The organism is Mesorhizobium sp. M0139 (assembly GCF_040322455.1).
GTDB lineage: Bacteria > Pseudomonadota > Alphaproteobacteria > Rhizobiales > Rhizobiaceae > Mesorhizobium.
The window spans coordinates 398,929-425,897 of the sequence record NZ_JAMYTN010000003.1; the positions used below are offsets into that span (position 1 = coordinate 398,929).

The window sequence follows — 26,969 nt, forward strand, 5'->3', positions numbered from 1 at the left end:
CGCACTGCACGGCTACATCCGCATCAAAAGACCGCCGTCGACTGCCAGTTCGATGCCGGTGATGTAGCTTGCCGCATCGGAAAGCAGGAATAGCGCGGCATTGGCCATGTCCTGCGGCGTGCCGATGCGGCCGAGCGGCGCATAATTGGCAACGGCCGCGCGTTTCTCTTCGGTGTCCCAGCGCGCCTGCAGCGGCGTCAACGCCATTCCCGGGCAGATCGAATTGGAGCGGATGCCATCGCCCGCCAACTGCATGGCGAGCGACTTCGACAGCGCACAGACGCCGGCCTTCGATGCCTGGTAGGCATCCTGCGGGGTCGGATCGCCGCGATACCACTGGATGGTGGAGAAGTGCACCATGGCGCCGCCGCGTCCGCCGGCCCGCATATGCGGAACCACCGCCCGCGCGGTGTGGACGAAGGATTTCAGATTGATGTTGAAGACCTGATCCCAGACATCGAGGTCTATCTCGAGGGCCGATTTGTCGCGACCGAACCAGAGCACGCCTGCGACATTGGCGAGATAATCGATGCCGCCGCGCTCGCGGCCCGCGGCATTGATGGTCTGCTCGACGAAGGCGGCGTCGGTGAGGTCGCCCTGGGCAAAGGTGAGCCGGTCGTCATAGGCGGCAAGCGACGCCGGACGCGGCTTGACGTCGATGGCGGTGACCGAGGCGCCGGCATCGAGCAGCGCCAGCGAGATCGCCTCGCCCATACCGCCACCGGCGCCGGTGACGACCGCGTGCCTGCCGGTGAAGTCATAAGCGATCATCCGAACCCCCTCATTTGTTTTTACAACATCAGTTTCGCTGATTTGTTGGCTCAAGCGAATTCGTCTGACTTTTCAAACGCCGGCTCCTACATAGCAGCGCGAGATGGGAATGTGACATGTCGGCAGAGACCTTAAGCGAAAATTCCGTGGCCAGCGACTTCTGGGACGGCGTGCGGCTGTCGATGCCGGTGGTTGTCGCCGCGGCGCCATTTGGGCTGCTGTTCGGCGCCATCGCCGTCGACAACGGCTTTTCCGTTCTCGAAGCTTTCTTGATGAGCGCGCTGATCTTCGGCGGCGCCAGCCAGATGGTCGGCATCGAATTGTTCGGCCAGCATGTCGCGCCATGGCTGATCGTGCTGTCGATCTTCGCCGTAAACTTCCGTCACGTGCTTTACTCCGCCAGCATCGGCCGGCGAATCGCGCACTGGCCGGTTATCAGCCAAGCGCTGGGCTATTTCGTGCTCACCGATCCGCAATTCGCGGTGGCCGAGCGTAAGGCCGAAGCCGGCGAGACCGTTAGCTTTGCCTGGTACATGGGGCTTGGCCTGCCGGTCTATGTGTTCTGGGGGATCGAGAGCGCGCTGGGCGCGGTGTTCGGCAAGCTGATCCCGGACACGCATGCGCTCGGCATCGACTTCCTGCTGCCGATCTATTTCCTTGGCCTGGTCATGGGCTTTCGCAACCGGCCACTGTGGCTGCCGGTGGTGATCGCCAGCGCCGCGGCGTCGATCATTGCCTACAAAACTGTGGGATCGCCATGGCACGTCTCCATCGGCGCCGTTGCAGGCGTGCTTCTGGCCGTCATCCTGCCGCCGCACCATAGCGGTGTGGAGGCAAAACGATGAGCGCGACTTTGTGGATCATCATTGCCGGCGCGATCGCCACCTATCTCACCCGCGTCGGCGGCCATCTGGTGATCTCGCGCTTCGACCACATCCATCCACGCGTCGAGGCTGGCTTGAACGCCGTGCCGGCGGCGGTGTTGACGACGCTGGTGGCGCCCGCCGCACTCAGCGCCGGACCGGCGGAATGGGCGGCACTGGTCGTCGCCGCTGTGGTCTCGCTGCGCGGCGGACTGATGGCGATGTTTCTGGCAGGGGCTGCCGTACTTATTATCGCACGGCAGTTCGTCGGGTAATCAAATCTTCGCGTCGTGCGGCAGCGGCGCTGTCGCTTTTTCCAGCCAGGCCAGCGTCTCGCCGTCGAGCATCGGGCCGATCTCGGCCAGCACCCAGGCATGGTAACTATCCAGCCAGTGCAACTCCTCGCGCGTCAAAAGGTCGGTGCGGATCAGCCTGATATCGATCGGCGCCAGCGTCAGCGTCTCGAAACCGTGCATGGCGATGTCGCCGCCCTCCACCTGTTCGGCCGGCGTCACCAGGATCAGGTTCTCGATGCGGATGCCGTAGGAGCCTTCCTTGTAATAGCCGGGCTCGTTGGACAGCATCATGCCGGCCAGCAGCTTTTCGGTGCCGGTGCGGGCGATGCGCTGCGGCCCTTCGTGCACCGCCAGATAGGAGCCGACGCCATGGCCGGTGCCGTGGGCAAAGTCGCAGCCATGCTTCCACAGCGCCATGCGCGCCACCGCGTCGATTTCCGAGCCGCGCGTGCCGGCGGGAAAGCGCAGCGTCGAAATGCCGATCATGCCCTTCAGCACCAGCGTAAAGCGCTCGCGCATCTCCTCGGTCGGCTGGCCGATCGGCACCGTGCGGGTGATATCGGTGGTGCCGTCCTGATACTGGGCGCCGGAATCGAGCAGGAACAGCTCGCCCTTTGCCAACTCGCGGTTGGTGGCGCGCGACACGCGGTAGTGCATGATGGCGCCGTTCGGACCGCTGCCGGAAATGGTGTCGAAGGAGACATCGCGCAGCGGCATCTGCGTTTCCTCGCCGGTCTGCCGGCGCACCTCCTCCAGCTTGGTGACAACGGTTATTTCGTCGAGCGTGCCCGGCTTTTGCCGTTCCAGCCAGCACAGCAGTTTCGCCACCGCCGCCCCGTCTCGGCGGTGCGCCGCGCGGCTGCCGGCGATTTCCGCCTGGTTCTTCGTGGCGCGCGGAATGCGGGCGGGATCGGGCGCCAGGACGACGGCGCCGCCATTGTCCTCGACCAGCATTCTCAGCTTTTCTGCCGCCAGCACCGGATCGAGCGCGATCTTGGCGCCGCCCTTGGCAAGGGCGACGACCGCCGCCTCGAATTCGCCGGGCTCGTGCAGATCGGCGAGTTGGGTGAGATAGGCGGCAACCGTGCGCGAAAACTTGCGGCTGTCCATGAACAGCTGGTGCTTGCCATCTGCTGCAAGGATCGCAAAGCCGAGCGCCAGCGGCGTGTGCGGCACGTCACCGCCACGGATGTTTAAGGCCCAGGCGATCGAGGAGGGATCGGTGAGCACGGCGTGCGTCGCGCCCTCCTTGCCGATTGCCGCCGCCAGCCGCGCCAGCTTGTCCTTCGCCAGTTCCCCGGCAAAGCCGATCGGGTGGATTTCGACTGGCGCCGCCGGTGGTGCCGGCTGATCCTTCCAGATGATGTCGATCGGGTTATTGTCCAGCGGCACCAGCGTCGCGCCGGATTGCTCGGCCGAAGCCTTCAGCGCCTTGATGTCGCCAATCGTGTGCAGCCAGGGGTCGAAGCCAAGCGTGGCGCCCTTGCCGAGATTGTCCTTGATCCAGGAGGCCGGCGGGTTGTCGACGAGACTCTCGATCGCAAAAATGTCGAGATCGACCTCGTGGCGCACTTGCAAGGTATAGCGGCCATCGACGAACATGAAGGCGCGGTCACGCTGCACAAGTGCTACGCCGGCCGAGCCGCTGAAGCCGGTCAACCATTTCAGCCTCGCCGAGCGATCGGCGACATATTCGCCCTGGTGCTCGTCCGCGCGCGGCACCAGGAAACCGTCGAGGCCATTATCCGCCAGCCATCGCCGCAGCAACGTCACGCGCGGCTTGCCGACGCTCGGGTCGCCTGCGGAATCGAAGGTCTGGAACATGGTATGCCTCCTGTATCGGGCGCGACCGTAGCGCATGACCCGGAAAACCGGAATCGATTTTCGCCAATCGCAACAGGCTCGGATTGGTCCAAAGCGCGTTGCGTCTCAGTGCTTCAGGTGGATCGTTACCCAGCCTTCGCGATGCAAGGTCCTGACATGGCGAAAATTCTGGCCGACATAGGCCGAGATCACCGCGTTGCACTGGCGCTCGAGGATGCCGGACAGCACGATCGAGCCGCCGAGGCTGATGTGCCTGGCCATCTCAGGCGCCAGCCGCATCAGCGGCCGCGCCAATATGTTGGCGACGATGAGGTCGAAAGGCGCCCGCTTGCCGAAGATCGGGTGGTGGAAGCCGGGCGCCGTCACCGTTTCAACCAGCGCCTTGACGTGGTTGAGGCGGGCGTTGGCGGCGGCGACCCTGACGGCGATCGGATCGATGTCGGTCGCCAGCACCGGAATATGCGCCAGTTTGGCGACGGCGATCGCCAGCACCGCGCTGCCGGTGCCGAGGTCGAGGGCATTCCTGGGACGTTCGCGGCGCACGACCCGTTCCAGCATTTCGAGGCAGCCGGCAGTGGTCCCGTGATGGCCGGTGCCGAAGGCAAGGCCGGCCTCGATCTCGATGGCGAGTTCGCCGCTGTGGCGCTTCCGGCGGTCATGCGCGCCATGGACGAAGAAACGTCCGGCGCGCACCGGTTTCAGTCCCTCCAGCGAGCGCGCCACCCAGTCGATGTCGGGCAGAACCTCGCGCTCGATCGGCTTCGACAGGGACAGTCCGGCAAGGCTGTCCCTTAGCCGCGCCTCAACTGCGTCGACATTGCCGTCGGTGTAGAGCGAAACCTCGTAGATGTCGCGGTCTTCATCGACTTCGAGCACGGCGATCGGCAGGCCTTCATCCTCGAAAGCTGGCTCGAGCGCGGCAAAGATGCGGTCGGCCTCGATCTTCCCAGCGATGAAGTGGAGCCTGGTCTGACCCATCAGCTGTTCTCTTGCTTGAGCATGATCTCTGGAAAACACTTTTCTGTCCGAGAAAACCGGATTCCACATTTCGGGATCATGCCTAGCCTGCCGCCAGCCGCTTCAGCTTGGCGATCGCGGTATCGGCGCTTTCGCCATAGGCTATGGTGCCCGAAAACTCGCCCTTGGCGTTGAGCAGCAGCGCGGAGGCGGTGTGGTCCATCGTGTAATCGCCGTCGCCGGTGTCGACCTTCTTCCAGTAGATGTTGAAGGACTTCGCCATGGCGTGCACCTTGTCGGGATCGCCCGATATGCCGACGATGCGGTCGGAGAAATTGCTGACGTAAGTGTTCATCACCGGCGGCGTGTCGCGCTCTGGATCGACTGTAACGAAGTAGGCGTTGAGGTTCTTGCCGTCGTCGCCCAGCGCCTTCAGCCAGCCGGCCATTTCGAACAAAGTGGTCGGGCAGACTTCCGGGCAATGGGTGAAGCCGAAGAAGACGATGCTGGGTTTTCCCCTGAAGGCGGCTTCGGTGATCGGCGCGCCTTTCTGGTCGACCAGCGTGAATGGCGCACCATACGGCTCGCCACCATAGTGGCCGCGATAGAAGTCAAAGGTGAGCCAACCGATGCCCGCCGCCATCAGAACCAGAATGCCGACCAGAATTGAACGCATCATCAGGAAGTGTCCGTCGCAGAAATCGAGCGCCGGATCGGCGCTCCTGTTGGCGAGCAGTCTTAGCCGGTCGCAGGGGGCAAGGCAAAGATGCCGCGTTGCCGCAACCGGGCTGGGCGCTACCTTGCAAACAGCTGGCCCTTATCCCACCTGAGACCGGCAAACTGAACCTGAGGAGGCTCCCTTGCAAAGACGGACTGGGCAGAGACGGATTGGGCAGAAACTGATCGGCGGCGCGCTGGCCGCATGCATTGCCCTTGGCGCCGGTGCCGCAGCGGCAGAGGAAGTCGGCAAGGTCGGCGTCGATTGGGTCGGCAACGACATCATCGTCGAGGCGATCAAGGATCCCAAGATCGACGGCGTGACCTGCCATGTCTCCTATTTCGACCGCAGCGTCATCGACCGGCTGCACAAGGGCAACTGGTTCGAGGATCCGTCTGATTCCTCGATCTCCTGCCGCCAGACCGGGCCGATCACCATCGGCGACATCGACATGAGCGAGGGCGGCGAAGAGGTGTTCAAGCAAGGCATCAGCCTGATCTGGAAGAAGCAGGTGGTGAACCGCATCTACGACAAGAAGAACGAGACGCTGATCTATCTCTCGCATTCGCGCCAAGTGCAGGACGGCTCGGCGAAAATGTCGGTGACGACCGTGCCGCTGTTCGGCCAGAACGTGGTGTGGACCGGCGGCAAGCCGAAATAACGATCCTCCGGGCGCAACGCGACAATTGCTTCCGCAATTGCGCGGGGGTAAATCCGCCAGATGGACCGTACCGAAAACCTCGTCCTGAAAGATCCCGAGCCGCGCATCCATTCGACCGCGGAGCTGAAAGCGTGCAAGCTTGGCCGCTATGCCTCGATCGGCGAACGGGTGGTGCTGCGCGAGGTCAATGTCGGCGATTTCTCCTATTTCGAGCGCCACGCCGAGGCGATCTACACGACGATCGGAAAATTCTGCTCGATCGCCGCCAACAGCCGCATCAATGCCTTGGAGCATCCGATCGAGCGGATCACGCAGCACAAGCTCAGCTACCGGCCGAACGAGTATTTCCGCTGGCTGGGCGTCGACGCGGCGTTCCGCGCGCGGCGGCAGGCCAAGGCGGTCGGCATCGGCAACGATGTCTGGATCGGCCATGGTGCCGTCATCATGCCCGAGATCAGCATCGGCAATGGCGCCATCATCGGCGCCAATTCGGTGGTGACGCGGGATGTGCCGGCCTACACAATCGTCGCCGGCGTACCGGCGAAGCCGTTGCGCATGCGCTTTCCCTCCGAGATCGCGGCGCGGATCGAAAGCCTTGCCTGGTGGGACTGGCCGCCGGAGAAACTCGCCAAAGCGGTTCCCGACATGCAGGCCTTGCCGATTGAGGATTTCCTCGATCGTTGGGAGCAAGAGCATTCCTGAGAGCTCGCCGCGCGTGCGCGGTTTCATCGACTGGCTGGCCGAAATCCTGGCGCCAAAATTCTGAACGGCACGTGTCGGGAAGAGTTCCGCCGGTCTGCGGCAACGCAACGGACCCCTTCCGCCATGCGGGGGTGGCGCAGCGGAAGGGGCTTGGAGACAAATCCGCCGTGAAGCGGAACGAACAGGTTTTGGCCTGCATGGCGACTATGGCAACAAACCGATAAGGCGGCTTTTCACGGCGCTGCGCCTTTGGCGTGCATACAATTGCACCAGCGATGCCCTCTGCGACAGGGAACCGGAAGCGGCTGCCGGTTGTTTATTGTTGGAGCGATGAATGCGGCCTTGGTCAGCTCGTCGCGCTTTGAACGGTCGAGGATGTGAATGATCGAAAAGCTGTTTACCAGAATCGCCAACACCGTTTCGCACTTGGCGGGCCTGCCGCCGACTTTCATCGCCTGTTGCGCCATCGTTATCGTCTGGGCGGTAAGCGGGCCATTCTTCGGCTTCTCCGATACGTGGCAGCTCGTCATCAACACGGGAACGACGATCATCACCTTTCTGATGGTGTTCCTGATTCAGAACACCCAGAACCGCGACGGCGCCGCGGTTCAGGCCAAGCTCGACGAACTGATCCGCGTCAGCGAGGGCCACAATCATTTCATCGGCATCGAGCACCTGACCGAATCCGAGGTCGAGGAGATCAGAGACAAATGCGAGCGGGCGGCAAAACGCCATGACCACGAGCTCGCCGAACTGGCGGGCAAGAAGGCCGTCGCGCAAAAGCGCACCGCGAAAAAACGCGCGCCCGCCTGAGTCTCGGCTTTGGCTGAGTTCGACGATCAGTTTCCCATAAAGGCCGCGAAAGCGTCCTTATGGTCGGGGTGCCAGCGCGAGAGAGCAGGCCGGTTCTCGATGATGTCGCCGATCGCCCAGGCCATGCGCTTTTCATCGGTCGGCCGCATCACCTCATTGTCGGGGCACAGGATGTAGAAGTCCCCGCGCGCCAGCGAAGCCAGCATGAAGTCGACCACCTGCTCGCCGGTCCAGGCGCCAGCGGGTTTTTCGACCGCTCCTTCGGTGAGGCCGGTGAAGGTGAAGCCGGGAATGAGAAGATGCGCCGCGACCTTCGCGCCCGGCTCGTTGCGCAATGCGTGCGCCAGGCCTTCGGTGAACGTCTTCAATGCCGATTTGGATACGTTGTAGGCGAGATTGCCGGGTGGCGTGGTGATGCCTTGCTTGGAGCCGGTGTTGATGATCAGGCCAGGCTCTCCGGAGGCCAGCATGGCCGGAGCGAAGGCCTCGACGCCATGTACGACGCCCCAGAAATTGATGTCGATCAGCCGCTTCCAGGCGTCGCCGTTCTCCCACGGTTTTCCCGGATTGTTGCCGACGCCGGCATTGTTCATCAGCAGCGATACGGCGCCGAAAGCGGCATGCGTCTTTTCCGCCAGCCGGCCGAGTTCGTCGGCCTTCGACACGTCGGTGGCGACGGCAAGCACGGCATTCTCGCCGGTGATCGCGGCGACTGCCTGGCGGGCCGCATCGAGGCGCGCGCCGCCAATGTCGGCCAGCACCAGTCTCATGCCCATAGCCGCCAGCCTTTTGGCGGCGGCAAGCCCGATGCCGCTGGCGCCCCCGGTGACGACGGCGACGTTGCCTCGGTTGAGGGCGGGCAAAGCGGATTGGATTTCGGCGTCGGAGGTCATGATCTTTTTCCTAGGGTTCGGGTGGCGCCGAACTTAGCGCGGGACGCGCATCGTGCAAGGCCGTCCCGCGTGTTCGGGTTGACCGCATCAACGGCGGCCGTGCATGCTGCGGCTGAACAGGAGACTGCCGATTGACCGACTGGGTTGCGATCCTGAAGGAGCAGACCGCCACCGGCGACCAGATGGGCCGCGAGGTGCCACAGATGCTTGCCAATCCGGACATAAGCGAAGCGCAGGTGAAGACCTTGTTTTCGGCACTCGAAAAACAGGCCGAGTTCGTCGAGAAATTGCGCATGGCGCTGGAAAAATTCGGCCATGATTTTTCGATCATCAAGGCGGCCGAGCGGCTGGAGGAGCGCTATGCCGACCTTGCGGCGTCGGTTGCCGAAAAGCTGAAGGCGATGCGCAAGTAGAGACGTCCTACGCTACTTTTCCAGCACCCGCGAAAAACGCGTGTCCGGCACGAACCAGACGGCGGCCACCAGCACGAAGATCGCAACGCCGATCCATTGGTTGACGAAGGCAAGCGGGACGGCTGCGGCGTAGAGGGCCACCGAGATCTTGCCCTTGCGGTCATTGCCCAGCGCCTTGGCGAAGGCGGTGTCGTTGCCGTGCAAATGGTGCAGCTTGGTGGCGAGAAAGGTGTAGGCGACCGCACACAGCACCAGGTCGATGCCATAGACGGCGACGGGGACCGGCGCGAAATGGTTCTCGCCCATGAAGGCCGTCGTTGCCGGCATCAGCGACAACCAGAACAGAAGGTTGAGGTTGGCCCACAGCACGCGGCCGTCGACCCTTTGGACGGTGTGGAACATGTTGTGCAGATTGTTCCAGTAGATGCCGACATTGATGAACGACAAGACATAGCTGAAAAAGATCGGCCACAGCGGCAGAAGCGCTGAAAAATCCTCGCCATGCGGCACTTTCAGCTCCAGCACCATGATGGTGATGATGATGGCGACCACCCCATCGGTGAATGCCTCGACTCTACCTTTTCCCATGGTTTCTCCCTCTCGATGGAAAGACGTTAAGCGAGGACTTCGGGCAAGACCATCCTGACAAGGTTGTCAGGATGAAGTTCGGCGCGTGGAACGGCCATCCTTACATGGACGTTGGGGCGCAATTGGGCGTTGGGCGATTGGCCGGAGGTTGCCATGACCAGCTATGCCGAGACCACGACGCGCGACAACGGACTCGATGGCCGGCCCGCGATGGCCGCGGTTGCCGCCATGATCGCCGCGCTGTTCGCCGGCAGCACGGTGCTGACGCCGCTTTACGTCATCTACAAGCAGGCCTTCGGTTTCTCGCAGATCACGCTGACGCTGGTCTACGCCGTCTATGTCGTCGGCAATCTCGGCGCATTGCTGATGTTCGGGCGCTTGTCCGACGGCATTGGCCGCCGTCCTGCGGCGCTGGCGTCGATGGCCATAGCGGTGGTCAGCGCGGTGGTGTTCCTGCTGGCCGAGAATGTCGCATGGCTCGATGTCGCCCGCATATTGAGCGGCCTTGGCATCGGCGTCGGCGCTGGAACCGGCACGGCCTGGCTTGCCGAATTGATCGAAGGTAAGGACAAATCGCGCGCGGCAATCATCGCCACCAGCACCAACTTCGTTGGCCTTGGCCTCGGCGCGCTGGCATCGGGCCTGCTCGCCGAATATGCGCCCTGGCCGTTGAGACTAACGTTTGCGGTCTATCTTGCCTTGCTGGTGGTGGTGACGCTGCTGATCTGGCGTACCCGCGAAACCGTGTCCCGGCCGGGCAGGCTGACCGACGTTTCGTTGCGGCCACGGCTATCGGTGCCGAGCGATATCCGCGCTGCCTTCGTGGCGCCGGCGGTCACCGGTTTCGGCGCCATGGCGCTGGTCGGCTTCTATGCAGCCCTGGCGCCGAGCATCCTGGCGCAGCAACTGCATGTGGCCAACCATGCCGAGGCCGGCGCGCTGTTCTTTGAACTGTCGATCGTTGCGGCCGCGACCATTCTGGCCACGACCCGACTGTCCAGCCGCGCCGGCATGCTGGCCGCGCTGGCGCTGATGATCCCGGCCGTAGGGCTGATGGTTGCTGCTCAGTTTTTCGCGTCGATGTCCCTGATGGTTGCCGCCACCGCTGTGTGCGGCGTGGCGGCGGCGCTCGGCTATCGCGGCGGCCTGCAGGTGGTGAACCAGATCGCACCTGCCGAGCGTCGCGCCGAATTGGTGTCGGCGTTCTTCATCTGCTGCTTCTGCGGCAATGCGCTGCCGGTGATCGGCATTGGGCTGCTGTCGAGTTGGGCCACTCCGACGACGGCAAGCCTGGCCTTCGCCGGCATGATCACGCTGTTCTCTGTCGTAGCGCTGGGGTTCGGCGTCAAATACGCGCGCTGAGCCTCACCCGTTTGGCGTCTCGGGCGCCATGTTTGCCCGTCCGCGCGGGATGCCGAGGCCGGTGTCGGGCGGCTCGCCGGCGGCCGGCCGGTCCTCGATCATGTGCATGGTGCGCCAGCGGCCGAAGCGATAATAGGCGGCGGCCAGCACCAGCGAGGTGATCGATCCCGCCGGAAAACTCCACCACAGCGCTTCCTCGCCGATGTAGCTCCTGAAGAAGTAGGCAAAGCCGGTACGCACGACCAGCACGGAAATCACCAGAATGATCAGCGGCGGCATCACGGCACCGGTGGCGCGCACGGTGGCGAACAGCACGATGGTGACGCCGAACAGGATGAACGACCAGGACGCCACCTTGTTGATGTGGGCTGCAATGTCGATTGCGGTGCTGTCGCGGCTAAGGAACAGGCCGAGCACCGGCCTGTCGAAGAGGAACAGCAGCGCCACCAGGGCGCCGGTGAGCACCAGGTTGAAGCCGACGCCGGACGCCGCGATGCGACCGATGCGGTCCCAGCGCCCGGCGCCGACATTCTGGGCCGCCATCGACGAGACTGCGGCTCCGATCGCCAGTGCAGGCATCTGGATATAGGTCCACAGCTGCGCCGCGATGCCGTAGGCGGCGGCGACCTGCGAGCCATAGGAGTTGACGATGCCCATCACGGTCAGCGCCGCCGCCGAAATGACGATCATCTGCAGGCCCATCGGCACGCCCTTGAAGACGACGATCCTGAGCAGCGCCGGATCCGGCCGCAGCAGAGCGAGGTTCGCGCCGGCGAGCCGCAACGGATGCTTTTTGGCATAAAGCACGACGAGGATGGCGATCACGCTCACCGTCTGGCCGATCAGCGTCGAGGTGGCGGAGCCGGCGATGCCGAGTTCGGGGAAGGGGCCGATGCCGCGAATGAGCAGCGGATTGAGGATGATGTCGAGCACGACCGCGAGCGCCATGAAGAAGAATGGCGTGCGCGAATCACCCGCACCGCGCAGCACCGTCATGACGAAGGACAGAAGGTTCATCATCGGCACGGCGACGAAGATGATGCGCAGATAGGAGCGCGCCAGCGGCAGCGCATCGGGCGGGGTGCCCAGTGTGTTGAGGATGGCGTCGACCCAGATCCAGCCGCAGACGGCGAAGATAGCCGAGACGAGGAAGAAGAAGCTGGCGCTGGTGCCGACGATGCGCCGCGCCTCGGGCAGGTCGCGGGCGCCGACCGATTGCGCCACCAGGATGGTGGCGGCCATGCCGATGCCGAATACGGTGCCAAGAATCAGGAACAGAACCAGATTGGCGTTGGAGGTGGCGGTCAGCGCCGATTCACCGAGGAAGCGGCCGACCCAGACAGCGTTGATCGAACCGTTGAGCGACTGCAGCACATTGGAGCCGAGCACCGGCAGAGCGAACAAAAGCAGCGTGCGCGGAATCGGGCCGCTGGTCAGGTCGCCGGTGCGCCGGCGCGGTGGTATTTTTTCGTCCATGGGCTGTTCGGCGAAGGTTCATCTCAAAGTCCGCCCGGCAATGATCGCCGATTTGACGGACAAGGTCGATGCGGCATTGGAACATCAAGCTTAACGCGGCTGAGGCGATCAGGTTCTCAAAGCTTGCGTAATGGGCTATGGGTCATCGCCGCGAGGGGCCGCAAACCGGGGGGATCATGTCCGACAATCCATTATTTTCCGAGCGCCTGAATAGGCGCGCGTTTCTGGGAGCATCCGCTTTGGGTGCCGCTGCCATGGCACTTTCGGCCTGCACAACCACTGATGTGGCAGTACCGCCGACGCCGGCGCCGGCACCCGCACCCGAGCCCGCTTTCGGCGATGCCGCCACCATGTATTCGGCGCGCGTCGATGAGGGCTTTTCATTGCCGGCAATCCCCGTGGCCAAGCTCGATCCGAAGTTCGTGCGCCAGATCGTGGACGATCCGACCGGCGAAAAACCCGGCACGATCGTCGTCGATACATCCGAGCATTTTCTCTATCTGGTGCGCGACGGCGGCAAGGCAATGCGCTATGGCGTCAGCCTCGGCAAGGCCGGGTTTGGCTGGACCGGCAGCGCCGTGATCCAGGCGCGCAAGAAATGGCCGGTGTGGACGCCGCCGCCGGAAATGATCCAGCGCCGGCCGGAACTGGCGAAATATAAGGACGGCATGCCGCCCGGACCGCAGAGTCCGCTCGGCGCGCGCGCGCTCTATCTGTTCCGCGACGGCAAGGACACGATGTACCGGCTGCACGGCACGCCGGAATGGGATTCCATCGGCAAGAACGCGTCGTCAGGCTGCGTGCGCTTCATGAACCAGGACATCATTGACCTCTACAGCCGGGTCAACGGCGTAGCCCAGGTCTATGTGCGCCCGAACCTGTCGGCCGCGGGCAAGATCATGGCTGTGTCGAGCCGGACCGCCGAGCCGATCGATGCCGGCGTGCCAAGGGATGCGGAGATTTTGAAATAGGTGCCTTCACGGCATCGCTGATCGCTGACAGACGGTTAGAGGCGGACGCGCCGGGCGCGTCCGCCTTTCCGTATACGGCTACTTGTTGGCGAGGCCCGGAAGCGTGACCTGATAGACCAGGAACATGGTGTCGACATCGGCGCCGTCGTCGGCCTTGTAGGGCGCGCCGACCTGAAAACCGTCTTGGGTGAGAAAGTCGTTATCGTTGCCGACGAACAGGAAATAGTCGTCGGGCAGCGCCGGATCGAGCAGGCTGACCACAGACATTGCTTCCCACTTCTCCGAGAGATTGTTCTTGTCGTTCGGCTTGCCGTCATGCAGGCCGAAACGGCCGAGTTCCTTGTTGTCGTTGATGTCGATGAACGGCGTCAGCCTGGCCGGGGTCACCGAGGGGTCGAGCACGCCCTTGGGCGCCAGCGGCTTGTTGGCGGCATCGAAGGCGCCGCCGGCAATGTCGGTGGCGCCAGAGACGTCGACGACGAAAATCTGGCGCAGCAGCGAAGTATCGCCCTTCACCCCCTGGCCGTTTCCGCTGTCGCGCGCCAGCATCAGGAAGGTCTTGTCGGACAGCGCCACGATTTCGCTCTGCGCGGCGACCTTGGTCTTGTCCTTGGCGTCCTTGAACACCGGCAGCGGCACGGCATATTCATGCACCAGCTTGAGATGGGCCGGGTCGGAGGCGTCATAGACCAGCGCGCGGGTGTTTTGGCGCGTCGCGGGCGAATCGCCGCCATCCTGGCGGGGTGCCGACTGCAGCACAGCGATCAGCGACTTGCCGTCCGGCGTCAGCGCCATGCCTTCGAGACCCTGGTTGTTCTGGCGGCCGGTTTCGGGATCCTTCGGATCGGGTTCGGCTGCACCGGGGCCTGGATTGTCGGAGGCGAAGTTCGGCCCGCCCTTGCGCATCGGCACCAAAGCGGCCGGCGGCTGCGTTGCCGACAACAGATGGCCGTTGGCCGAGAAGCGGTAGATGTTGGGGCCGTATTCGTCGGAGATGAACATGGTGCCGTCGGGCAGCCGCGCGATCGCCTCATTGTCGAGCGCCAGCTTGCCATTGGCCTCGGGCAGGATCGGCAGGTCGCCATTGGCCGCGCGCACGCCGTTGAGCGGATCGAGACCGGTGGCGTCAGCGCCCTTGTCGTCGGTGAGGAGCAGGGAATCGGCAAGCGTCGCCTTGACGCCGGTCTGTTCCTGGCCGGAGGTGGGCGTGGCGCCTAGTGCTACCGGCGTGAACTCGATGCGAATAGTGTTGAGGCGCGGCCGGTAATCGGTGGTGCCGACGACATTGTAGCCACGGTCCGGCAGCAACCAGAGCGAGCCCTTGTAGCCGTCCGCGCCACGGGTCCAGCTTGCGGCGTCGATGGACATGCCGGAGCCGGAGCCGAAGGTCTCGCCGAACTTGTCCTTCTGATCGGCCGGGATGCGGCCGACGCCGACCAGACCCTTGTTGACGAAGCCGCCAACGGTGGCGGTGCTGTCGGCAAGGGCAGGGGTCAGGGCGGTAAACAGCGCCAGCGCGGCGCCGAGCGACACGGTTCGGTGCGAGATTTTCATGGAGATCCTTTTTGTGACAAGCCTTGAGCGGCGCAAAGGGGCCACCGCATCGCATCGACGATGTCGCCCTCTCGCAAAGCGGTCTAGGACGCGAACATGATACTTGCGTGACAGAGAGGGCCTCTTCCTTCTCCCTTGTAGGAGAGGGAAGAGCGCAATGATCAATCGCTGTCGCGGGCGATCAGTTCCAGCGGCCAGACTTCGCGGATGATGCGCGGACCTTCCGGGCCGGCAAAGGCGGGAAGCGAGGCCAGCAGCATTTCGGCCAGCCGCCGGCCCATCGGCTCCAGCGACGGACGGAAGGCGGTCAGCGCCGGCGAGAAATAACGGCAGAGCGGCGTGTCGACGATGACGATCACCGCGATGTCGTGGCCGGGCCTGATGCCCATCTCGGCCAGTGCCTTGCAGCCGCCGAGCGCCATTGCGTCATTGTTGAAGATGATGGCTGTGGGCCGGTCCTTGGAGAGCATCACGCGCGGCGTCACCTGGTAGCCTCCGGCCTCGTTGATGAAGCCGTCGGCGATCAGGCCGGGGTCGACTTCGATGCCATGCCGCCCCAGCGCCTTGCGGTAGCCGTCGAGGAACAGGTAGCCGAAGTTGAGATCCAGCGAAGGGCGGATGGCGGCAATGCGGCGGTGGCCGCGCGCGACCAGCCGGTCGACGGCTTCATCACCCGCCCTCTCGAAATCGATATCGAGCGAAGGATAGGTGTCGTCGCCGGATTGACTTCGGCCAAGCGTGGCGAAGGGAAAGCCAGCCTTGCTGAGATAGTCGATCCGATCGTCTTCCCGCCGTGTATTGGCCAACACGACCGCGTCGGCTCGGCGCGTCTCAACCACGCGGCGCAGCCTCTCCTGCTGATATTGGCCGGGCTCGCCCATGACGACCATCAGATCCAGGTCATCCTCGGCCAGTCGGCCCTGCAGACCGATCAGGAACGGGATGAAGAAGGGTTCGCCATATTGCTGGTCGCCCGGATGCGGCTGCAGCATGAAGGCGATCGAATGGGTGGTGCCTTGCCGCAGACTGCGGCCGGACTGGTTGGGCGAATAGTTCAATTGCTTGGCGGCGGCGAGCACGCGCTGGCGGGTGTCGGCATTGACGTCGGCGCGGCCGTTCAGCGCCCGCGACACGGTGCCGATCGAAATGTTCAGGTGACGCGCAAGGTCATGGATGCTGGACGCCAAGGACAGTTCTCCCCCTGTCTTGGCTAGCACCGGCTGCCGCCCAGGCCAAGGCTTCGGGATGATTTTCGCTGGCAGCCGATTGACATTCTACGCCATCGGGTGTGTTCTCGTAAACGTTTACGGAGAAACGTTTACGGTGGTGCCGGAAATGCCGTGACATTCGGTCTGGAGGGACCGGACGGGAGGAATGCCGGATGATGAATGCCGTCCTCGTCGGCTGTGGTGCGATGAGCAAGGCCTGGCTCGATGCCGCGAGGCAGATCGACGGGCTGGCCATTGTCGGCTTGGTCGATCTCGACGCAGAACGGGCGAAGGCGAGGGCGCGCGAATACGGGCTCGACGGCGCGGTAATCGGCACCAGCCTCGACGCGGTGCTCGACCAGACCAGGCCCGACGCGGTGTTCGATGTCGTGGTTCCAGCCGCCCGGCGTGATGTCGCCTTTGCCGCCTTTGCCCATAATTGCCATCTGCTGACGGAAAAGCCGCTGGCCGATACTCCGGAAAATGCGCGCGCCATCGTCGATGCGGCACGTAACGCGGGGCGTATCCATGCGGTCGTGCAGAACCGCCGCTACGTCGCCAATGTCCGGCGCATCAGGCGCTTTCTCGACTCCGGCGCCATCGGCAAGCCAACCAGCATCCATGCCGATTTCTTCGTCGCGCCGCATTTCGGCGGCTTTCGCGAGGAGATGGCGCATGTGCTTTTGCTCGACATGGCGATCCACACATTCGACGCCGCCCGCTACATGGTCGCAGGCGATCCCGCCGGCGTCTTTTGCCAGGAATGGGAGCCGGCGAATTCCTGGTACCGGCAGGGATCGTCGGCCAGCGCTATCTTCGATCTCGGCGGCGGCAAGGTGTTCACCTATGCAGGCTCTTGGTGCGCGGCGGGCTTCCGCACCAGCTGGGAGAGCACGTGGCGCATCGTCGCCGAGCACGGCAGCCTGGTCTGGGACGGCGAGGACGGACTGAAGGCCGAAGTTGTGTTGTCGGTCCGCGACGGCCTGTTCGACCTGACCCAGCCCATCACAGTACCGCCGCTCGATTCCGCCGACCGCGTCGGCGGTCATCTCGGCATCATCAAGGATTTCATCCACGCCATCGAGACCGGCAGCGAGCCGGAAACCCGTGGCAGCGACAACATCAAAAGCCTGGCCATGGTTTTTGGCGCCATCGAAAGCGCCGAGACCGGACGGCGCGTCGCAATCACACAGGAAGCATCATGATGCCAAACCCGCTTCTCGACATCCGCATCGGCACCATGGTGCGGGCCAATCTCGAAGACCCGGCCGCCTACATCAAAGAGATTCTGCCGCTCGGCTTCGAGAGCATCCAGCCCTTCTTCTGGCAGACGCTGGGCGGCAAGGATTTGGCGCGGCTCGCCGGTGAGATTGGCGAGGCGATCGGCGATGCCGATGTCGCCGTGTCGTCGATCGGCGTGTTCGGCAATCCGCTGGAGGATGGCGAGGTCGATCGCGGCGTGCTCGCGGCCTGGGAAACCGTCATCGACAATGCGCATCTGTTCGGCGCTTCGATCGTCAGCGGCTTCACCGGACGTCTGCGTGGCAAGAAGCTGACAGACAGCCTGCCGCGCTTCCGAGAGGTTTGGGGTCCGCTGGCCAGGCGCGCCGCAGACAAGGGCGTGCGCATCGCCTTCGAAAATTGCGCCATGGATGGCAACTGGGCGGCCGGCGACTGGAACATCGCCCACAATCCCGATGCCTGGGAGTTGATGTTCAACGAATTGCCCGACGACAATCTCGGCCTCGAATGGGAGCCCTGCCACCAGCTTGTCTACCTCATCGACCCGATGCCGCAGATCCGCAAATGGGCGCCGCGCATTTTCCATGTCCACGGCAAGGACGCGACGGTGCGCTGGGATGTGATCCGCGAGCACGGCGTGTTCGGCAAGCTGCCCTTCGTGCAGATGCGCACGCCCGGGTTTGGCGACAGCGACTGGACGCGGGTGATCAGCGAATTGCGGCTGGCCGGTTACAAGGGCGCCATCGACATCGAGGGCTGGCACGACCCGGTCTATCGCGGCGACCTCGAAATCACAGGCCAGGTGCGCGGGCTGGAATACCTCAAGCAATGCCGGGGAGGAGCGACCTACCTGCCGAACCCGGCGTGACCGAGGGCCGGTGGGAGGAGCCGGCCTGACAGATTGCCAAGCACTGCCGACAAGCACTGCCGACAGGCGAACGACGAAACCCCTCGGCTCACCGAGGACAAAAGGGAGGAACGTGCATGAGCATCGCAATGAGAACGACACTTCTGCGCTCGACCGTCGTGGCCGCCGCCACGGCGCTGTGCGCTGCCATCTCCACTCTGCCGGCGCAGGCGCTCGACGCCCAGTGGTGCAAGGATGTCCACATCCGCTTTTTCGTCGGCGGCGCCGAGGGCGACGCTTTCGGCACCATCGTCTACAATGGCGCCAAGCAGGCGGCGTCCGATCTCGGGCCGAAGGTCGACTACATCTTCTCGCAGTGGGACGTCGAGAAGATGGTGCAGCAATTGCGTGAGGCCGTCGCCGTGAAGCCAAACGGCATTGCCATGATGGGCCATCCGGGCGACGCCGCGATCATGCCGCTGGCCGAACAGGCGCATAAGGACGGCATCAAGATGATGTACCAGAACGTGCCGGTGCCGAAGGTGGTGGACGCGTTCGGCGGCGGCTATGTCGGCGCCCAGCAGGAGCAGCAGGGCCGCGCGCTCGGCACTGAGGCGTTCAAGCTCGGGAAGCTCAAGTCCGGCGACAAGGCGATCATGATCGGTCCGTTCGAGAACGAGGCCCGCGGCGCGCGCGAGCGCGGCACGGTGGCAGCACTCAAGGAAGCCGGCGTCGAGGTCATCCAGCTGTCGTCGCCGCCGAGCGGCGAATGGGCGTCCGACCCCAATCTGGCGATACCGGTGATCACCGCGGCCCTGCTCAACAATCCCGACGTCAAGGCGGTCGGCTATCCCGGCGGCCAGATGCTGGGCAACGTCGCCACCTACATGCAGGCGGCAGGACGCAAGCCCGGCGACATCTTCAACTTCGGCTTCGATACCAGCCCGCAGATCGTCGAGGCGTTCAAGGGCGGCTGGGTGCAGCTGACGGCTGATCAGCAGCCGTTTCTGCAAGGCTATCTGCCGATCCTCAGCCTTTGCCAGCAGGTGGTGCTGGGCCTGGCGCCGATGAATGTCGACACCGGGGCGGGCTTCGTCACGCCGCAGAATTACGAGATCGTCGCCGAGCTCGCCAAGCAGGCGCTGCGCTGACCTCCCAAACTGCCGGCTGGGCGCAAGCCCGGTCGGCGGGACCGCCGGCACCAGGCCGGGATGATACCACAGGAGCGAGGATCGCCATGGCCGAACGCATCATCGAACTGCGCGACATCAGCAAATCCTATGGCCAGGTCTATGCGCTGGGCGGGGTCAATCTCTCGGTCGACCGCGGCGAGGTGGTTGGCTTGATCGGTGACAATGGCGCCGGCAAATCGACGCTGATCAAGATCCTGTCCGGCGTCGTCAAGCCGACCAGCGGCGAGATCCTGGTGCGCGGCAAGCCGGTGACCGGCTGGAGTGCGGCACGCTCGCGCGACGCCGGCATCGAGACGGTTTTCCAGGACCGGGCGCTGGCCGTGCAGCAGACCATCGTGCGCAACATCTTCATGGGCCGCGAACTCACCGGCTTCATGGGCTTTCTGAAGGTCAATAAAGAGATAGAGGAGGCGAGCCGGCTGATGCGCGAGATCGGCTTTACCTCGAAAGTGTTCACGCCGCATTCGATCGTCGGCCAGCTCTCGGGCGGCGAACGCCAGGGCGTGGCGATCGCGCGCGCCATCTACAAGCAGGCGGAGCTGATCATCCTCGACGAGCCGACGACGGCGCTGTCGCTGACCGAGACCGCCAAGGTCTTCCATTTCGTGCGCCAGGTGCGGGCGAGCGGCCGTTCGATCCTGTTCATCGGCCACAACATCCACCATGTCTTCGACATCGCCGACCGCTTCGTGGTGATTGACCGCGGCAAGGTGGCGCTGACCGCCGATCGCACCGAGGTCAAGTCGGCCGAAGAGCTGATCAATTTCATGGAAGACGTTGCGCATCCCGGAGGACTGCCGGGGCTGCACGAGGCCGGCGACGCGGAGAGGGCAGCACGATGAGCAAGACCATGGAACCCGATCTGCAGAGCCCGCTCGGCGGCAAGGCAGCCCGGCCTGAGTGGAAGCACCCGTCCGACCATTGGCTGCGCGGTTTCGTCATCGACAACCGCGCAGCGCTCGGCACGCTCGCCGTGTTCATCATCATGATGGCGGCGTTCCTGATCGCCAACCCGACCGTGTTCACCACCTGGTATCTCTACAGATCCGTGCTGACCACGCTGCCGGTTGCCCTGTTCGTGGTGGTGCCGCTGGTCTTCGTCGTCACCTGCGGCGAGATCGACCTGTCGTTTCCCGCAACCATGGGCTTTGCCTCCTGGGTGTTCGCGCTGGTGGTGCAGGCCGGTTACGATCCGTTTCTCGGCATCGCAGCGGCGATTCTCACCGGCACGCTGCTCGGCTTTCTCGTCGGATCCCTGGTCGTTTATGGCGGGCTGTCGTCGCTGATCGCCACGCTCGGCATGAATTTCCTGCTGCGGGGACTGATCCAGATCATCAACGAGGGCAGATCGACGGCATTGACCGGTCTCAGCGACAGCTGGGCGTACACCATCTTCTCCAGTCAGGTGTGGGGTTTTCCGGTGCAGGTCTTCTGGGCACTCGCCTTCGTCATTTTGTCGGCAATGCTCTACAACCGGCACCGCTTCGGCGCGCAGGTGAGGGTCGTCGGCGACAACCCCGACAGCGCCCAGCAAATGGGCATCGACGTCAAGCGTGTGCGGGTGAAAGTGTTCATCTTCACCGGCATCGGGGCCGCGATCGCCGGCACGTTTTCGGTGATGATCAACTTCACCTGGTGGCCGACCGCGGGCGACGGCTATCTGCTGCCGGTGCTGGCGTCAGTGTTCGTCGGCGGCACGCCGACCTGGGGCGGCATCGGTACGGTTGCCGGCGGCGCCATCGGCGCGGTCACCGTGTCCTTCATCCAGACCGGCGTCGTGGCGGCGGGCTTGAGCGGCTTCTACGTGCAGTTCTTCAACGGCCTGATCATCATCCTGTCGCTGCTGGGGCATAAGTGGAACCAGGCGCGGTACAGGTGAGGGGCGGGCTAAATTGACGGGGACGCTCATGTTGCGGACCGCATGCCCCGACGACTGGGCAGACGCCCGTCGCTTCGTCATTCTAGGGCGGAGCAGGAGCGAAGCTCCGTCGCGTAGACCCTGGAATCCATTCCGCGACCTTGGAGTGCAGCTGTGCAGGATTCCGCACCGTGGCAACGCGTTGAAGACGCGGGATGGATCCTCGGGTCTACGCTGCGTCGCTACGCTCCTTGCTCCGCCCGTGGATGACGAGGCGGGGAGGGCTCCGCCAGACTACAACAATGTGGTCGCTTGTAGGACAACAGGACAAGCGGGCGCTCACACCGCCGCCACAAACCCGTCGAGCACGCGTTTCTGGCCGGCCTTGTCGAAGTCGATGGTCAGCTTGTTGCCTTCAATGTTGGAAATGTTGCCGTTGCCGAATTTCTGGTGGAAGACGCGGTCGCCGACGCTGAAGGGCGAGGGCGTGTCGGCGACGGATTTGGCGACCAGTTCGCCGTCGATGGTGCGGCCTTTGACCGAGGTGCGGCCGGCGCCATAACCGCTGTCGGTCTCGCCATAGCCGATGCGCTCGACCTGATGGCCGGAGCGCGAGCCCCAGTTGCGGTCGGTGGCCTCGGTGCGGTTGGCCTGCGCGCGCTGCCAGCCGGGCGTGGCATAGGTGTTGGAAAAGGCGCCGGATTTTTCCGCGCCGACATTGTCAAAGCGCGAGGCGCCGTAGGGGTTCTGCCGTCCTGCGCCCTGGCCGCCACGGCCCGACGCGAACGAACCGCCGCCATAGGAATTGCCGTAGCCGCCGTAGGAATTGCCGCTTTCGGCGACCTCGACATGGGCTTCCGGCAGTTCGTCCAGAAAGCGCGACGGGATGGTCGACTGCCACAGGCCGTGGATGCGGCGGTTGGAGACGAACCACAGATGCAGGTTCTTCTTGGCCCGGGTCAGGCCGACATAGGCGAGACGGCGCTCTTCCTCCAGGCCGGAGCGGCCGCCTTCGTCCAGCGCGCGCTGGTGCGGAAACAGGCCTTCCTCCCAGCCGGGGAGGAACACGGTCTCGAATTCGAGGCCCTTGGCCGAATGCAGCGTCATGATGTTGACGGCGTCAAGCTCGGCATTCTGCTCGGCGTCCATGACCAGCGCGACATGTTCGAGGAAGGAGCGCAGCGATTCGTACTCCTCCATGGAGCGGAGCAGCTCTTTCAGGTTTTCCAGCCGGCCCGGCGCCTCGACCGAACGGTCGTTCTTCCACATGTCGGTGTAGCCGCTCTCCTCCAGAATGGTCTCGGCGAGTTCGGTGTGCGGCGTGGTTTCCAGCGCTTTCTGCCAGCGTTCGAAATTGGCCGCCACTTCGCGCAAGGCCGCGCGCGGTTTCGGCTTCAGCTCGTCGCTTTCCGCAAGCTTGGCGGCTGCCTCCAGCATCGGGATGCGCAAGCTCCGCGACGTGTCGTGGATCTGCCGGATGGTGGCTTCGCCGAGGCCGCGCTTGGGCACATTGACGATGCGTTCGAAGGCGAGGTCGTCGGCGCCTTGGGCGACGACGCGGAAGAAGGCCAGCGCATCGCGGATTTCCATGCGCTCATAGAAGCGCGGACCGCCGATGACGCGGTAGTTGAGGCCGAGCGTGACGAAGCGATCTTCGAATTCGCGCATCTGGAAGGACGCGCGGACCAGGATGGCCATGTCGTTCAGCTTGTGCTTGGCACGCTGGTAGGTCTCGATGGTTTCGCCGACGGCGCGCGCTTCCTCTTCGGAATCCCACGCGGCGTGGACATGCACCTTCTCGTCGTCCTCGGCGACCTTCTCGGTGAACAGCGTCTTGCCGAAGCGACCCTCATTGTGGGCGATGAGGTGCGAGGCGGTGCCGAGGATGTGCGCCGTCGAGCGGTAGTTGCGTTCCAGCCGGATGATGGTGGCGCCCGGGAAATCCTTGTCGAAGCGCAGGATGTTGTCGACCTCGGCGCCACGCCAGCCATAGATGGACTGGTCGTCGTCGCCGACGCAGCAGATGTTGACTTTGTTTTCGCTCACGGGCCGTTCCGCGCCTGCCGGCACAGGCCCTCCGCCCCCTCTTTTTTGCGCGCCTTCGGCGTCGCGGGAGTCGCCTCGCAACGGCTCGGACGCCTGGTCGGGCTTGCGGCCTTCGGCCGAGCGCGCTTTACCCTCCCCTGGATGGGGAGGGTCGCCCCGCACGGGCGGGGGGGGGGGGGGGGGGGCGGGCCACTGGCGCCGCCGCTGCCACCCCCACCCGCACCGCTACGCGGCGCGACCTCCCCCATCGAGGGGGAGGTAGGTCTTTGCGCCAGGAGCCGCAGCCACATGTATTGCGCGGTGTTGGTGTCCTGGTACTCGTCGACGAGGATGTATTTGAAGCGCTTGTGGTAGTCCTTCAGCACGTCCGGATTGGCGCGGAAGATGCGGATAGGGTGGCAGAGCAGATCGCCGAAGTCGCAGGCGTTCAGGGTTTTCAGCCGCTCCTGATAGGCCTTGTAGAGTTCCCGGCCCTTGCCGTTGGCGAAGCTGCGGGCGTCGCCCTCGGCAATGTCGGCGGGGCCTTGGCCCTTGTTCTTCCAGCCGTCGACCATCTGCGCGAACTGCTTGGCCGGCCAGCGCTTGTCGTCGAGGCCTTCGGCCTGGATCAGCTGCTTGATCAGCCGTACGACGTCGTCGGTGTCGAGGATGGTGAAATCGGATTTGAGCCCGGCCAGCTCGGCGTGGCGGCGCAAGAGCTTGACGCCGATGGAGTGGAAGGTGCCGAGCCACGGCATGCCCTCGACGGCTTCGCCGACGAGATGGCCGATGCGCTGCTTCATCTCGCGCGCGGCCTTGTTGGTGAAGGTCACTGCCAGGATCTGCGAGGGGAAAGCCCTGCCGGTGGCCAGGATATGGGCGATGCGGGTGGTCAGCACGCGGGTCTTGCCGGTGCCGGCGCCGGCCAGCACCAGGACCGGGCCTTCGGTGGTTTCCACCGCCAGCCGCTGCTCGGGGTTGAGGCCGTTGAGATAATCGGGTGCGCTGTTGGGTCCGCTGCGGGCCGCCATGGCGCGCGCGGCTATGCCCGACGGGGCCGCGGGCCGCGCATTGGGTTCGTCGAAAAAGGGCATGTCTTCCGCAAAGCCGGACATCTCCCCCGAATGTAGTGATTCGGGAGCGAAAGACCAGAAGTGTCTACGTTTTGTTCTGGTTTGGAAGTGAGATTCTGGGGCGCAGTGCGAATTTCATCGTCCCGACGCCCGACAATGTCGTGGAGGTGCTGCAGCGTGGGAGCGGAATGAAGTCGAGCGTTTGCTCTCGCCTTATGCTGGCAGGGCCAGCTTGACACACGCGGCCTGGGGGAGAAAGCTGGCGACAGGGCAGGGGCGGCTGCCCGTGAGGCGCTGCAAAGCGCATCAGTCGAAGGAGTATCGTCTTGGCTGTCGTCATCACCTCCCTCATCCTGTTCCTCATCGGCCTCGCACTTGGCGGCGGCGGCGTCTGGCTCGCGATGCTGGGCGGCAGCTGGTACTATGTCGTCACCGGTCTCGCCTTCCTCATCGCCGCATGGCTGCTCTTCCGGCGCAAATCGACGGCGCTCTGGCTCTACGCGGCGATCGTGCTCGGCACGCTGGCCTGGGCGGTGTGGGAAATCGGCTTCGACTGGTGGGAACTCGGACCGCGCGGCGGCATCATCGTGCTTCTGGCGCTGTGGCTGCTGACGCCTTGGGCAAGGCGGGGCCTGACCGGCCCCGACGCGCGAGCGCCGCTCATTCTGGCCGTGCTCGCTTCGCTCGCCGTCGCCGGTTATTCCATGACGGCCGATCCCAAGGACATCGCCGGCGACCTCAGCGCCGACAAGGTGACGCCGACTGCCGATCTCGGCGGCAACGTGCCTCCGGGTGAATGGCACTTCTACGGCCGCACGCAATTTGGCCAGCGCTATTCGCCGCTCGACCAGATCACGCCCGACAATGTCGCCAAATTGCAGCCGGCCTGGACATACCAGACCGGCGACGTGAAAGGGCCGGACGATGTCGGCGAAACCACCTATCAGGTGACGCCGCTGAAGGTGGGCGACGCGCTCTATATCTGCACGCCGCACAATTTCGCCATCGCCATCGATGCCGCCACCGGCAAGGAGAAATGGCGTTTCGATCCCAAGATCAAGCTCGACAAGGACCGCCAGCACCAGACCTGCCGCGGCGTGTCCTATTATGCCGATGCCAAGATCGCCGCCGGCCAGCCTTGCGCGACGCGCGTCTATCTGCCGACCTCGGATGCGCGGCTGATCGCGCTCGACGCCGCCAACGGCCAGGTCTGCCCGTCCTTCGCAGAGGCCGGCACGCTCAATCTGTTGACCAACATGCCGTATCCGAAGTCGGGCTATTATTACTCGACCTCGGCGCCGCTGATTGCCGGCGGCAAGATCATCATCGGCGGCGCGGTCAACGACAATTATTCGACGCAAGAGCCGTCCGGCGTCATCCGGGCCTTCGACGTCGACACCGGCGCCCTGGTGTGGAACTGGGATTCCGGCAATCCGGACCAGACAACGCCGCTGGCGGCAGGCCAGACCTACACCCACAACTCGCCCAACATGTGGTCGACGGCAAGCGCCGACGAGAAGCTCGGCCTGCTCTATGTGCCGCTCGGCAACCAGACGCCGGACCAGCTCGGGATGGCCCGCAGCGCCAATGTCGAGAAGTTTTCCTCCTCGATCACCGCGCTCGATCTGGCCACCGGACAAGTGCGCTGGGTGCGGCAGACCGTGCATCACGACCTCTGGGACATGGATGTGCCGGCACAGCCGACCCTGGTCGACATCACCACCGCTGCCGGCGTCGTTCCGGGCCTGGTTGGACCGACCAAGCAGGGCGACCTCTACGTGCTCGACCGGCGCAGCGGCGAGCCGATCATCCCGATCAAGGAAGTGCCGGCGCCGGGCGGCGCTGTCGAGGGCGATCACACGTCGCCGACGCAGCCGGTCTCGGATCTCTCCTTCAATCCGAGGCCGCTGACCGGCGCCGACATGTGGGGCATCACCATGTTCGACCAGCTGGCCTGCCGGATCGAATTCCAGGGTCTGCGCTACGAGGGCCGCTATACCCCGCCATCGGTGCAGGGCTCGCTGGTCTATCCCGGTAATTTCGGCACCTTCAACTGGGGCGGTGTCGCCGTCGATCCGGTGCGGCAGGTGATGTTCGGCATGCCGACCTATCTGGCGTTCAAATCGCAGCTCATTCCGCGCGACCAGGTGCCGCCCCCGGATGAGGGGCGCGGCAGCGAGCAGGGGCTGAACCGCAATGAGGGCGCACCCTATGCGGTGGTGATGGGGCCGTTCCTGTCGCCGCTCGGCGTGCCCTGCCAGGCGCCGCCATGGGGCTATGTGGCGGGAGCGGACCTCAGAACCGGCAAGATCGCCTACAAGCACCGCAACGGCACCGTCTATGACATGACGCCGTTGCCATTGCCGCTGAAGGTCGGTGTTCCCGGCATTGGCGGGCCGATGATCACCGCCGGCGGCGTCGTCTTCCTGGGCGCGGCGGTCGACGACTATCTGCGCGCCTATGACCTGACATCGGGCAAGCAGCTCTGGCAGGCCAGGCTGCCGGCCGGTGGGCAGTCGACGCCGATGACCTACACCGTCGCCGACGGCCGCCAGTTCGTGGTCATCGTCGCCGGCGGCCACGGCTCGGTCGGCACCAAGCCGGGCGACTATGTGATGGCCTATACGCTGCCGAAGTAGCAGCGATGCGACTTAGGTAGGT

23 protein-coding genes and 2 pseudogenes are annotated in these 26,969 nt (G+C 64.3%); 14 read left to right on the forward strand and 11 right to left on the reverse strand.

What is annotated here, in order from left to right; translation table 11 throughout:
• Positions 1-12: 12 nt before the first annotated feature.
• On the reverse strand, positions 13-771 hold the full coding sequence (locus NKJ58_RS06855; RefSeq protein WP_352519885.1) for an SDR family NAD(P)-dependent oxidoreductase: 759 nt from the start codon (positions 769-771) through the stop codon (positions 13-15).
• A gap of 116 nt (positions 772-887) precedes the next feature.
• Here NKJ58_RS06855 and NKJ58_RS06860 point away from each other — a divergent pair, with 116 nt between their 5' ends.
• A complete protein-coding gene (locus tag NKJ58_RS06860) occupies positions 888-1,616 on the forward strand; it encodes an AzlC family ABC transporter permease (protein WP_023739853.1) in 729 nt (242 codons plus the stop codon).
• The gene (locus NKJ58_RS06865; protein ID WP_023682127.1) at positions 1,613-1,909 is read left to right on the forward strand and encodes an AzlD family protein; all 297 of its coding nucleotides are present in this window, start codon (positions 1,613-1,615) and stop codon (positions 1,907-1,909) included. The genes NKJ58_RS06860 and NKJ58_RS06865 overlap by 4 nt, the downstream gene beginning before the upstream one ends.
• Here NKJ58_RS06865 and NKJ58_RS06870 read toward each other — a convergent pair whose 3' ends face one another.
• The 3 genes from NKJ58_RS06870 to NKJ58_RS06880 all read right to left on the reverse strand — a co-directional run bounded on the left by NKJ58_RS06870 (position 1,910) and on the right by NKJ58_RS06880 (position 5,390).
• Positions 1,910-3,754: an aminopeptidase P family protein gene (locus tag NKJ58_RS06870; protein ID WP_023682126.1), complete on the reverse strand. Its 1,845-nt coding sequence runs from the start codon at positions 3,752-3,754 to the stop codon at positions 1,910-1,912. It lies immediately after the preceding gene.
• Between the two features lie 105 nt (positions 3,755-3,859).
• Positions 3,860-4,732, reverse strand: coding sequence for a 50S ribosomal protein L11 methyltransferase (locus tag NKJ58_RS06875; protein ID WP_023682125.1), 873 nt, complete (start codon positions 4,730-4,732; stop codon positions 3,860-3,862).
• An 82-nt stretch (positions 4,733-4,814) separates the two neighbouring features.
• Positions 4,815-5,390, reverse strand: coding sequence for an SCO family protein (locus NKJ58_RS06880; protein WP_023682124.1), 576 nt, complete (start codon positions 5,388-5,390; stop codon positions 4,815-4,817).
• 181 nt (positions 5,391-5,571) lie between these two features.
• Here NKJ58_RS06880 and NKJ58_RS06885 point away from each other — a divergent pair, with 181 nt between their 5' ends.
• The 3 genes from NKJ58_RS06885 to NKJ58_RS06895 all read left to right on the forward strand — a co-directional run bounded on the left by NKJ58_RS06885 (position 5,572) and on the right by NKJ58_RS06895 (position 7,605).
• Complete coding sequence (locus tag NKJ58_RS06885; RefSeq protein WP_023753104.1) at positions 5,572-6,090, forward strand: CreA family protein; 519 nt, start codon at positions 5,572-5,574, stop codon at positions 6,088-6,090.
• 60 nt (positions 6,091-6,150) lie between these two features.
• Positions 6,151-6,792 (forward strand): LbetaH domain-containing protein, encoded by a 642-nt coding sequence (locus NKJ58_RS06890; protein WP_023733062.1) that lies wholly within the window; start codon positions 6,151-6,153, stop codon positions 6,790-6,792.
• Between the two features lie 381 nt (positions 6,793-7,173).
• Entirely contained in the window at positions 7,174-7,605 is a 432-nt protein-coding gene (locus NKJ58_RS06895; RefSeq protein WP_023750938.1) for a low affinity iron permease family protein, read from the forward strand.
• Between the two features lie 26 nt (positions 7,606-7,631).
• On the opposite strand, the gene NKJ58_RS06900 is transcribed toward NKJ58_RS06895, so the two are convergent.
• Positions 7,632-8,498, reverse strand: coding sequence for an SDR family NAD(P)-dependent oxidoreductase (locus tag NKJ58_RS06900; protein WP_023815565.1), 867 nt, complete (start codon positions 8,496-8,498; stop codon positions 7,632-7,634).
• A 131-nt stretch (positions 8,499-8,629) separates the two neighbouring features.
• Between NKJ58_RS06900 and NKJ58_RS06905 the strand changes: the two genes are divergently transcribed.
• The gene (locus NKJ58_RS06905) at positions 8,630-8,911 is read left to right on the forward strand and encodes a hypothetical protein (RefSeq protein WP_023668298.1); all 282 of its coding nucleotides are present in this window, start codon (positions 8,630-8,632) and stop codon (positions 8,909-8,911) included.
• 12 nt (positions 8,912-8,923) lie between these two features.
• Here NKJ58_RS06905 and NKJ58_RS06910 read toward each other — a convergent pair whose 3' ends face one another.
• Complete coding sequence (locus NKJ58_RS06910) at positions 8,924-9,499, reverse strand: TMEM175 family protein (protein ID WP_023682120.1); 576 nt, start codon at positions 9,497-9,499, stop codon at positions 8,924-8,926.
• A 153-nt stretch (positions 9,500-9,652) separates the two neighbouring features.
• Here NKJ58_RS06910 and NKJ58_RS06915 point away from each other — a divergent pair, with 153 nt between their 5' ends.
• Positions 9,653-10,861, forward strand: coding sequence for an MFS transporter (locus NKJ58_RS06915; RefSeq protein ID WP_023690889.1), 1,209 nt, complete (start codon positions 9,653-9,655; stop codon positions 10,859-10,861).
• Between the two features lie 3 nt (positions 10,862-10,864).
• Here NKJ58_RS06915 and NKJ58_RS06920 read toward each other — a convergent pair whose 3' ends face one another.
• Positions 10,865-12,337 (reverse strand): MATE family efflux transporter, encoded by a 1,473-nt coding sequence (locus NKJ58_RS06920; protein ID WP_023712449.1) that lies wholly within the window; start codon positions 12,335-12,337, stop codon positions 10,865-10,867.
• Positions 12,338-12,513: 176 nt separating this feature from the next.
• Between NKJ58_RS06920 and NKJ58_RS06925 the strand changes: the two genes are divergently transcribed.
• A complete protein-coding gene (locus tag NKJ58_RS06925) occupies positions 12,514-13,308 on the forward strand; it encodes a L,D-transpeptidase (RefSeq protein ID WP_023705536.1) in 795 nt (264 codons plus the stop codon).
• Positions 13,309-13,386: 78 nt separating this feature from the next.
• Here the strand turns inward: NKJ58_RS06925 and NKJ58_RS06930 are convergent, their stop codons facing one another.
• Positions 13,387-14,862 (reverse strand): esterase-like activity of phytase family protein, encoded by a 1,476-nt coding sequence (locus NKJ58_RS06930; protein WP_352852892.1) that lies wholly within the window; start codon positions 14,860-14,862, stop codon positions 13,387-13,389.
• Between the two features lie 161 nt (positions 14,863-15,023).
• Positions 15,024-16,049 carry a LacI family DNA-binding transcriptional regulator gene (locus tag NKJ58_RS06935; protein WP_023697001.1) on the reverse strand — a complete coding sequence of 342 codons (1,026 nt, stop codon included), beginning with the start codon at positions 16,047-16,049 and terminating at the stop codon, positions 15,024-15,026.
• 194 nt (positions 16,050-16,243) lie between these two features.
• Between NKJ58_RS06935 and NKJ58_RS06940 the strand changes: the two genes are divergently transcribed.
• The 5 genes from NKJ58_RS06940 to NKJ58_RS06960 all read left to right on the forward strand — a co-directional run bounded on the left by NKJ58_RS06940 (position 16,244) and on the right by NKJ58_RS06960 (position 21,231).
• On the forward strand, positions 16,244-17,275 hold the full coding sequence (locus tag NKJ58_RS06940; RefSeq protein ID WP_023832878.1) for a Gfo/Idh/MocA family protein: 1,032 nt from the start codon (positions 16,244-16,246) through the stop codon (positions 17,273-17,275).
• Positions 17,272-18,180: a sugar phosphate isomerase/epimerase family protein gene (locus NKJ58_RS06945; RefSeq protein WP_023832879.1), complete on the forward strand. Its 909-nt coding sequence runs from the start codon at positions 17,272-17,274 to the stop codon at positions 18,178-18,180. The genes NKJ58_RS06940 and NKJ58_RS06945 overlap by 4 nt, the downstream gene beginning before the upstream one ends.
• Before the next feature lie 116 nt (positions 18,181-18,296).
• Positions 18,297-19,310 (forward strand): substrate-binding domain-containing protein, encoded by a 1,014-nt coding sequence (locus NKJ58_RS06950; RefSeq protein ID WP_023699592.1) that lies wholly within the window; start codon positions 18,297-18,299, stop codon positions 19,308-19,310.
• A gap of 86 nt (positions 19,311-19,396) precedes the next feature.
• Entirely contained in the window at positions 19,397-20,194 is a 798-nt protein-coding gene (locus NKJ58_RS06955) for an ATP-binding cassette domain-containing protein (protein WP_023668308.1), read from the forward strand.
• The gene (locus NKJ58_RS06960; RefSeq protein WP_352513492.1) at positions 20,191-21,231 is read left to right on the forward strand and encodes an ABC transporter permease; all 1,041 of its coding nucleotides are present in this window, start codon (positions 20,191-20,193) and stop codon (positions 21,229-21,231) included. Before NKJ58_RS06955 ends, NKJ58_RS06960 begins: the two co-directional genes overlap by 4 nt.
• Before the next feature lie 318 nt (positions 21,232-21,549).
• Here the strand turns inward: NKJ58_RS06960 and NKJ58_RS06965 are convergent.
• Positions 21,550-23,309: pseudogene (locus tag NKJ58_RS06965) on the reverse strand (ATP-dependent helicase); the annotation flags it as partial.
• 207 nt (positions 23,310-23,516) lie between these two features.
• Positions 23,517-24,350, reverse strand: a pseudogene (locus NKJ58_RS06970) (ATP-dependent helicase); the annotation flags it as partial.
• Between the two features lie 284 nt (positions 24,351-24,634).
• Here NKJ58_RS06970 and NKJ58_RS06975 point away from each other — a divergent pair.
• Positions 24,635-26,947 (forward strand): glucose/quinate/shikimate family membrane-bound PQQ-dependent dehydrogenase, encoded by a 2,313-nt coding sequence (locus NKJ58_RS06975; protein WP_023753113.1) that lies wholly within the window; start codon positions 24,635-24,637, stop codon positions 26,945-26,947.
• Positions 26,948-26,969 lie beyond the last annotated feature (22 nt).

Excerpts from the sequence above, each read along its gene's own strand:
- NKJ58_RS06855 (WP_352519885.1), bottom strand. The coding sequence starts at position 771 with ATGATCGCTTATGACTTCACCGGCAGGCACGCGGTCGTCACCGGCGCC.
- NKJ58_RS06860 (WP_023739853.1), top strand. The coding sequence starts at position 888 with ATGTCGGCAGAGACCTTAAGCGAAAATTCCGTGGCCAGCGACTTCTGG.
- NKJ58_RS06865 (WP_023682127.1), top strand. The coding sequence starts at position 1,613 with ATGAGCGCGACTTTGTGGATCATCATTGCCGGCGCGATCGCCACCTAT.
- NKJ58_RS06870 (WP_023682126.1), bottom strand. The coding sequence starts at position 3,754 with ATGTTCCAGACCTTCGATTCCGCAGGCGACCCGAGCGTCGGCAAGCCG.
- NKJ58_RS06875 (WP_023682125.1), bottom strand. The coding sequence starts at position 4,732 with ATGGGTCAGACCAGGCTCCACTTCATCGCTGGGAAGATCGAGGCCGAC.
- NKJ58_RS06880 (WP_023682124.1), bottom strand. The coding sequence starts at position 5,390 with ATGATGCGTTCAATTCTGGTCGGCATTCTGGTTCTGATGGCGGCGGGC.
- NKJ58_RS06890 (WP_023733062.1), top strand. The coding sequence starts at position 6,151 with ATGGACCGTACCGAAAACCTCGTCCTGAAAGATCCCGAGCCGCGCATC.
- NKJ58_RS06895 (WP_023750938.1), top strand. The coding sequence starts at position 7,174 with ATGATCGAAAAGCTGTTTACCAGAATCGCCAACACCGTTTCGCACTTG.
- NKJ58_RS06900 (WP_023815565.1), bottom strand. The coding sequence starts at position 8,498 with ATGACCTCCGACGCCGAAATCCAATCCGCTTTGCCCGCCCTCAACCGA.
- NKJ58_RS06910 (WP_023682120.1), bottom strand. The coding sequence starts at position 9,499 with ATGGGAAAAGGTAGAGTCGAGGCATTCACCGATGGGGTGGTCGCCATC.
- NKJ58_RS06915 (WP_023690889.1), top strand. The coding sequence starts at position 9,653 with ATGACCAGCTATGCCGAGACCACGACGCGCGACAACGGACTCGATGGC.
- NKJ58_RS06920 (WP_023712449.1), bottom strand. The coding sequence starts at position 12,337 with ATGGACGAAAAAATACCACCGCGCCGGCGCACCGGCGACCTGACCAGC.
- NKJ58_RS06925 (WP_023705536.1), top strand. The coding sequence starts at position 12,514 with ATGTCCGACAATCCATTATTTTCCGAGCGCCTGAATAGGCGCGCGTTT.
- NKJ58_RS06930 (WP_352852892.1), bottom strand. The coding sequence starts at position 14,862 with ATGAAAATCTCGCACCGAACCGTGTCGCTCGGCGCCGCGCTGGCGCTG.
- NKJ58_RS06940 (WP_023832878.1), top strand. The coding sequence starts at position 16,244 with ATGATGAATGCCGTCCTCGTCGGCTGTGGTGCGATGAGCAAGGCCTGG.
- NKJ58_RS06945 (WP_023832879.1), top strand. The coding sequence starts at position 17,272 with ATGATGCCAAACCCGCTTCTCGACATCCGCATCGGCACCATGGTGCGG.
- NKJ58_RS06950 (WP_023699592.1), top strand. The coding sequence starts at position 18,297 with ATGAGCATCGCAATGAGAACGACACTTCTGCGCTCGACCGTCGTGGCC.
- NKJ58_RS06955 (WP_023668308.1), top strand. The coding sequence starts at position 19,397 with ATGGCCGAACGCATCATCGAACTGCGCGACATCAGCAAATCCTATGGC.
- NKJ58_RS06960 (WP_352513492.1), top strand. The coding sequence starts at position 20,191 with ATGAGCAAGACCATGGAACCCGATCTGCAGAGCCCGCTCGGCGGCAAG.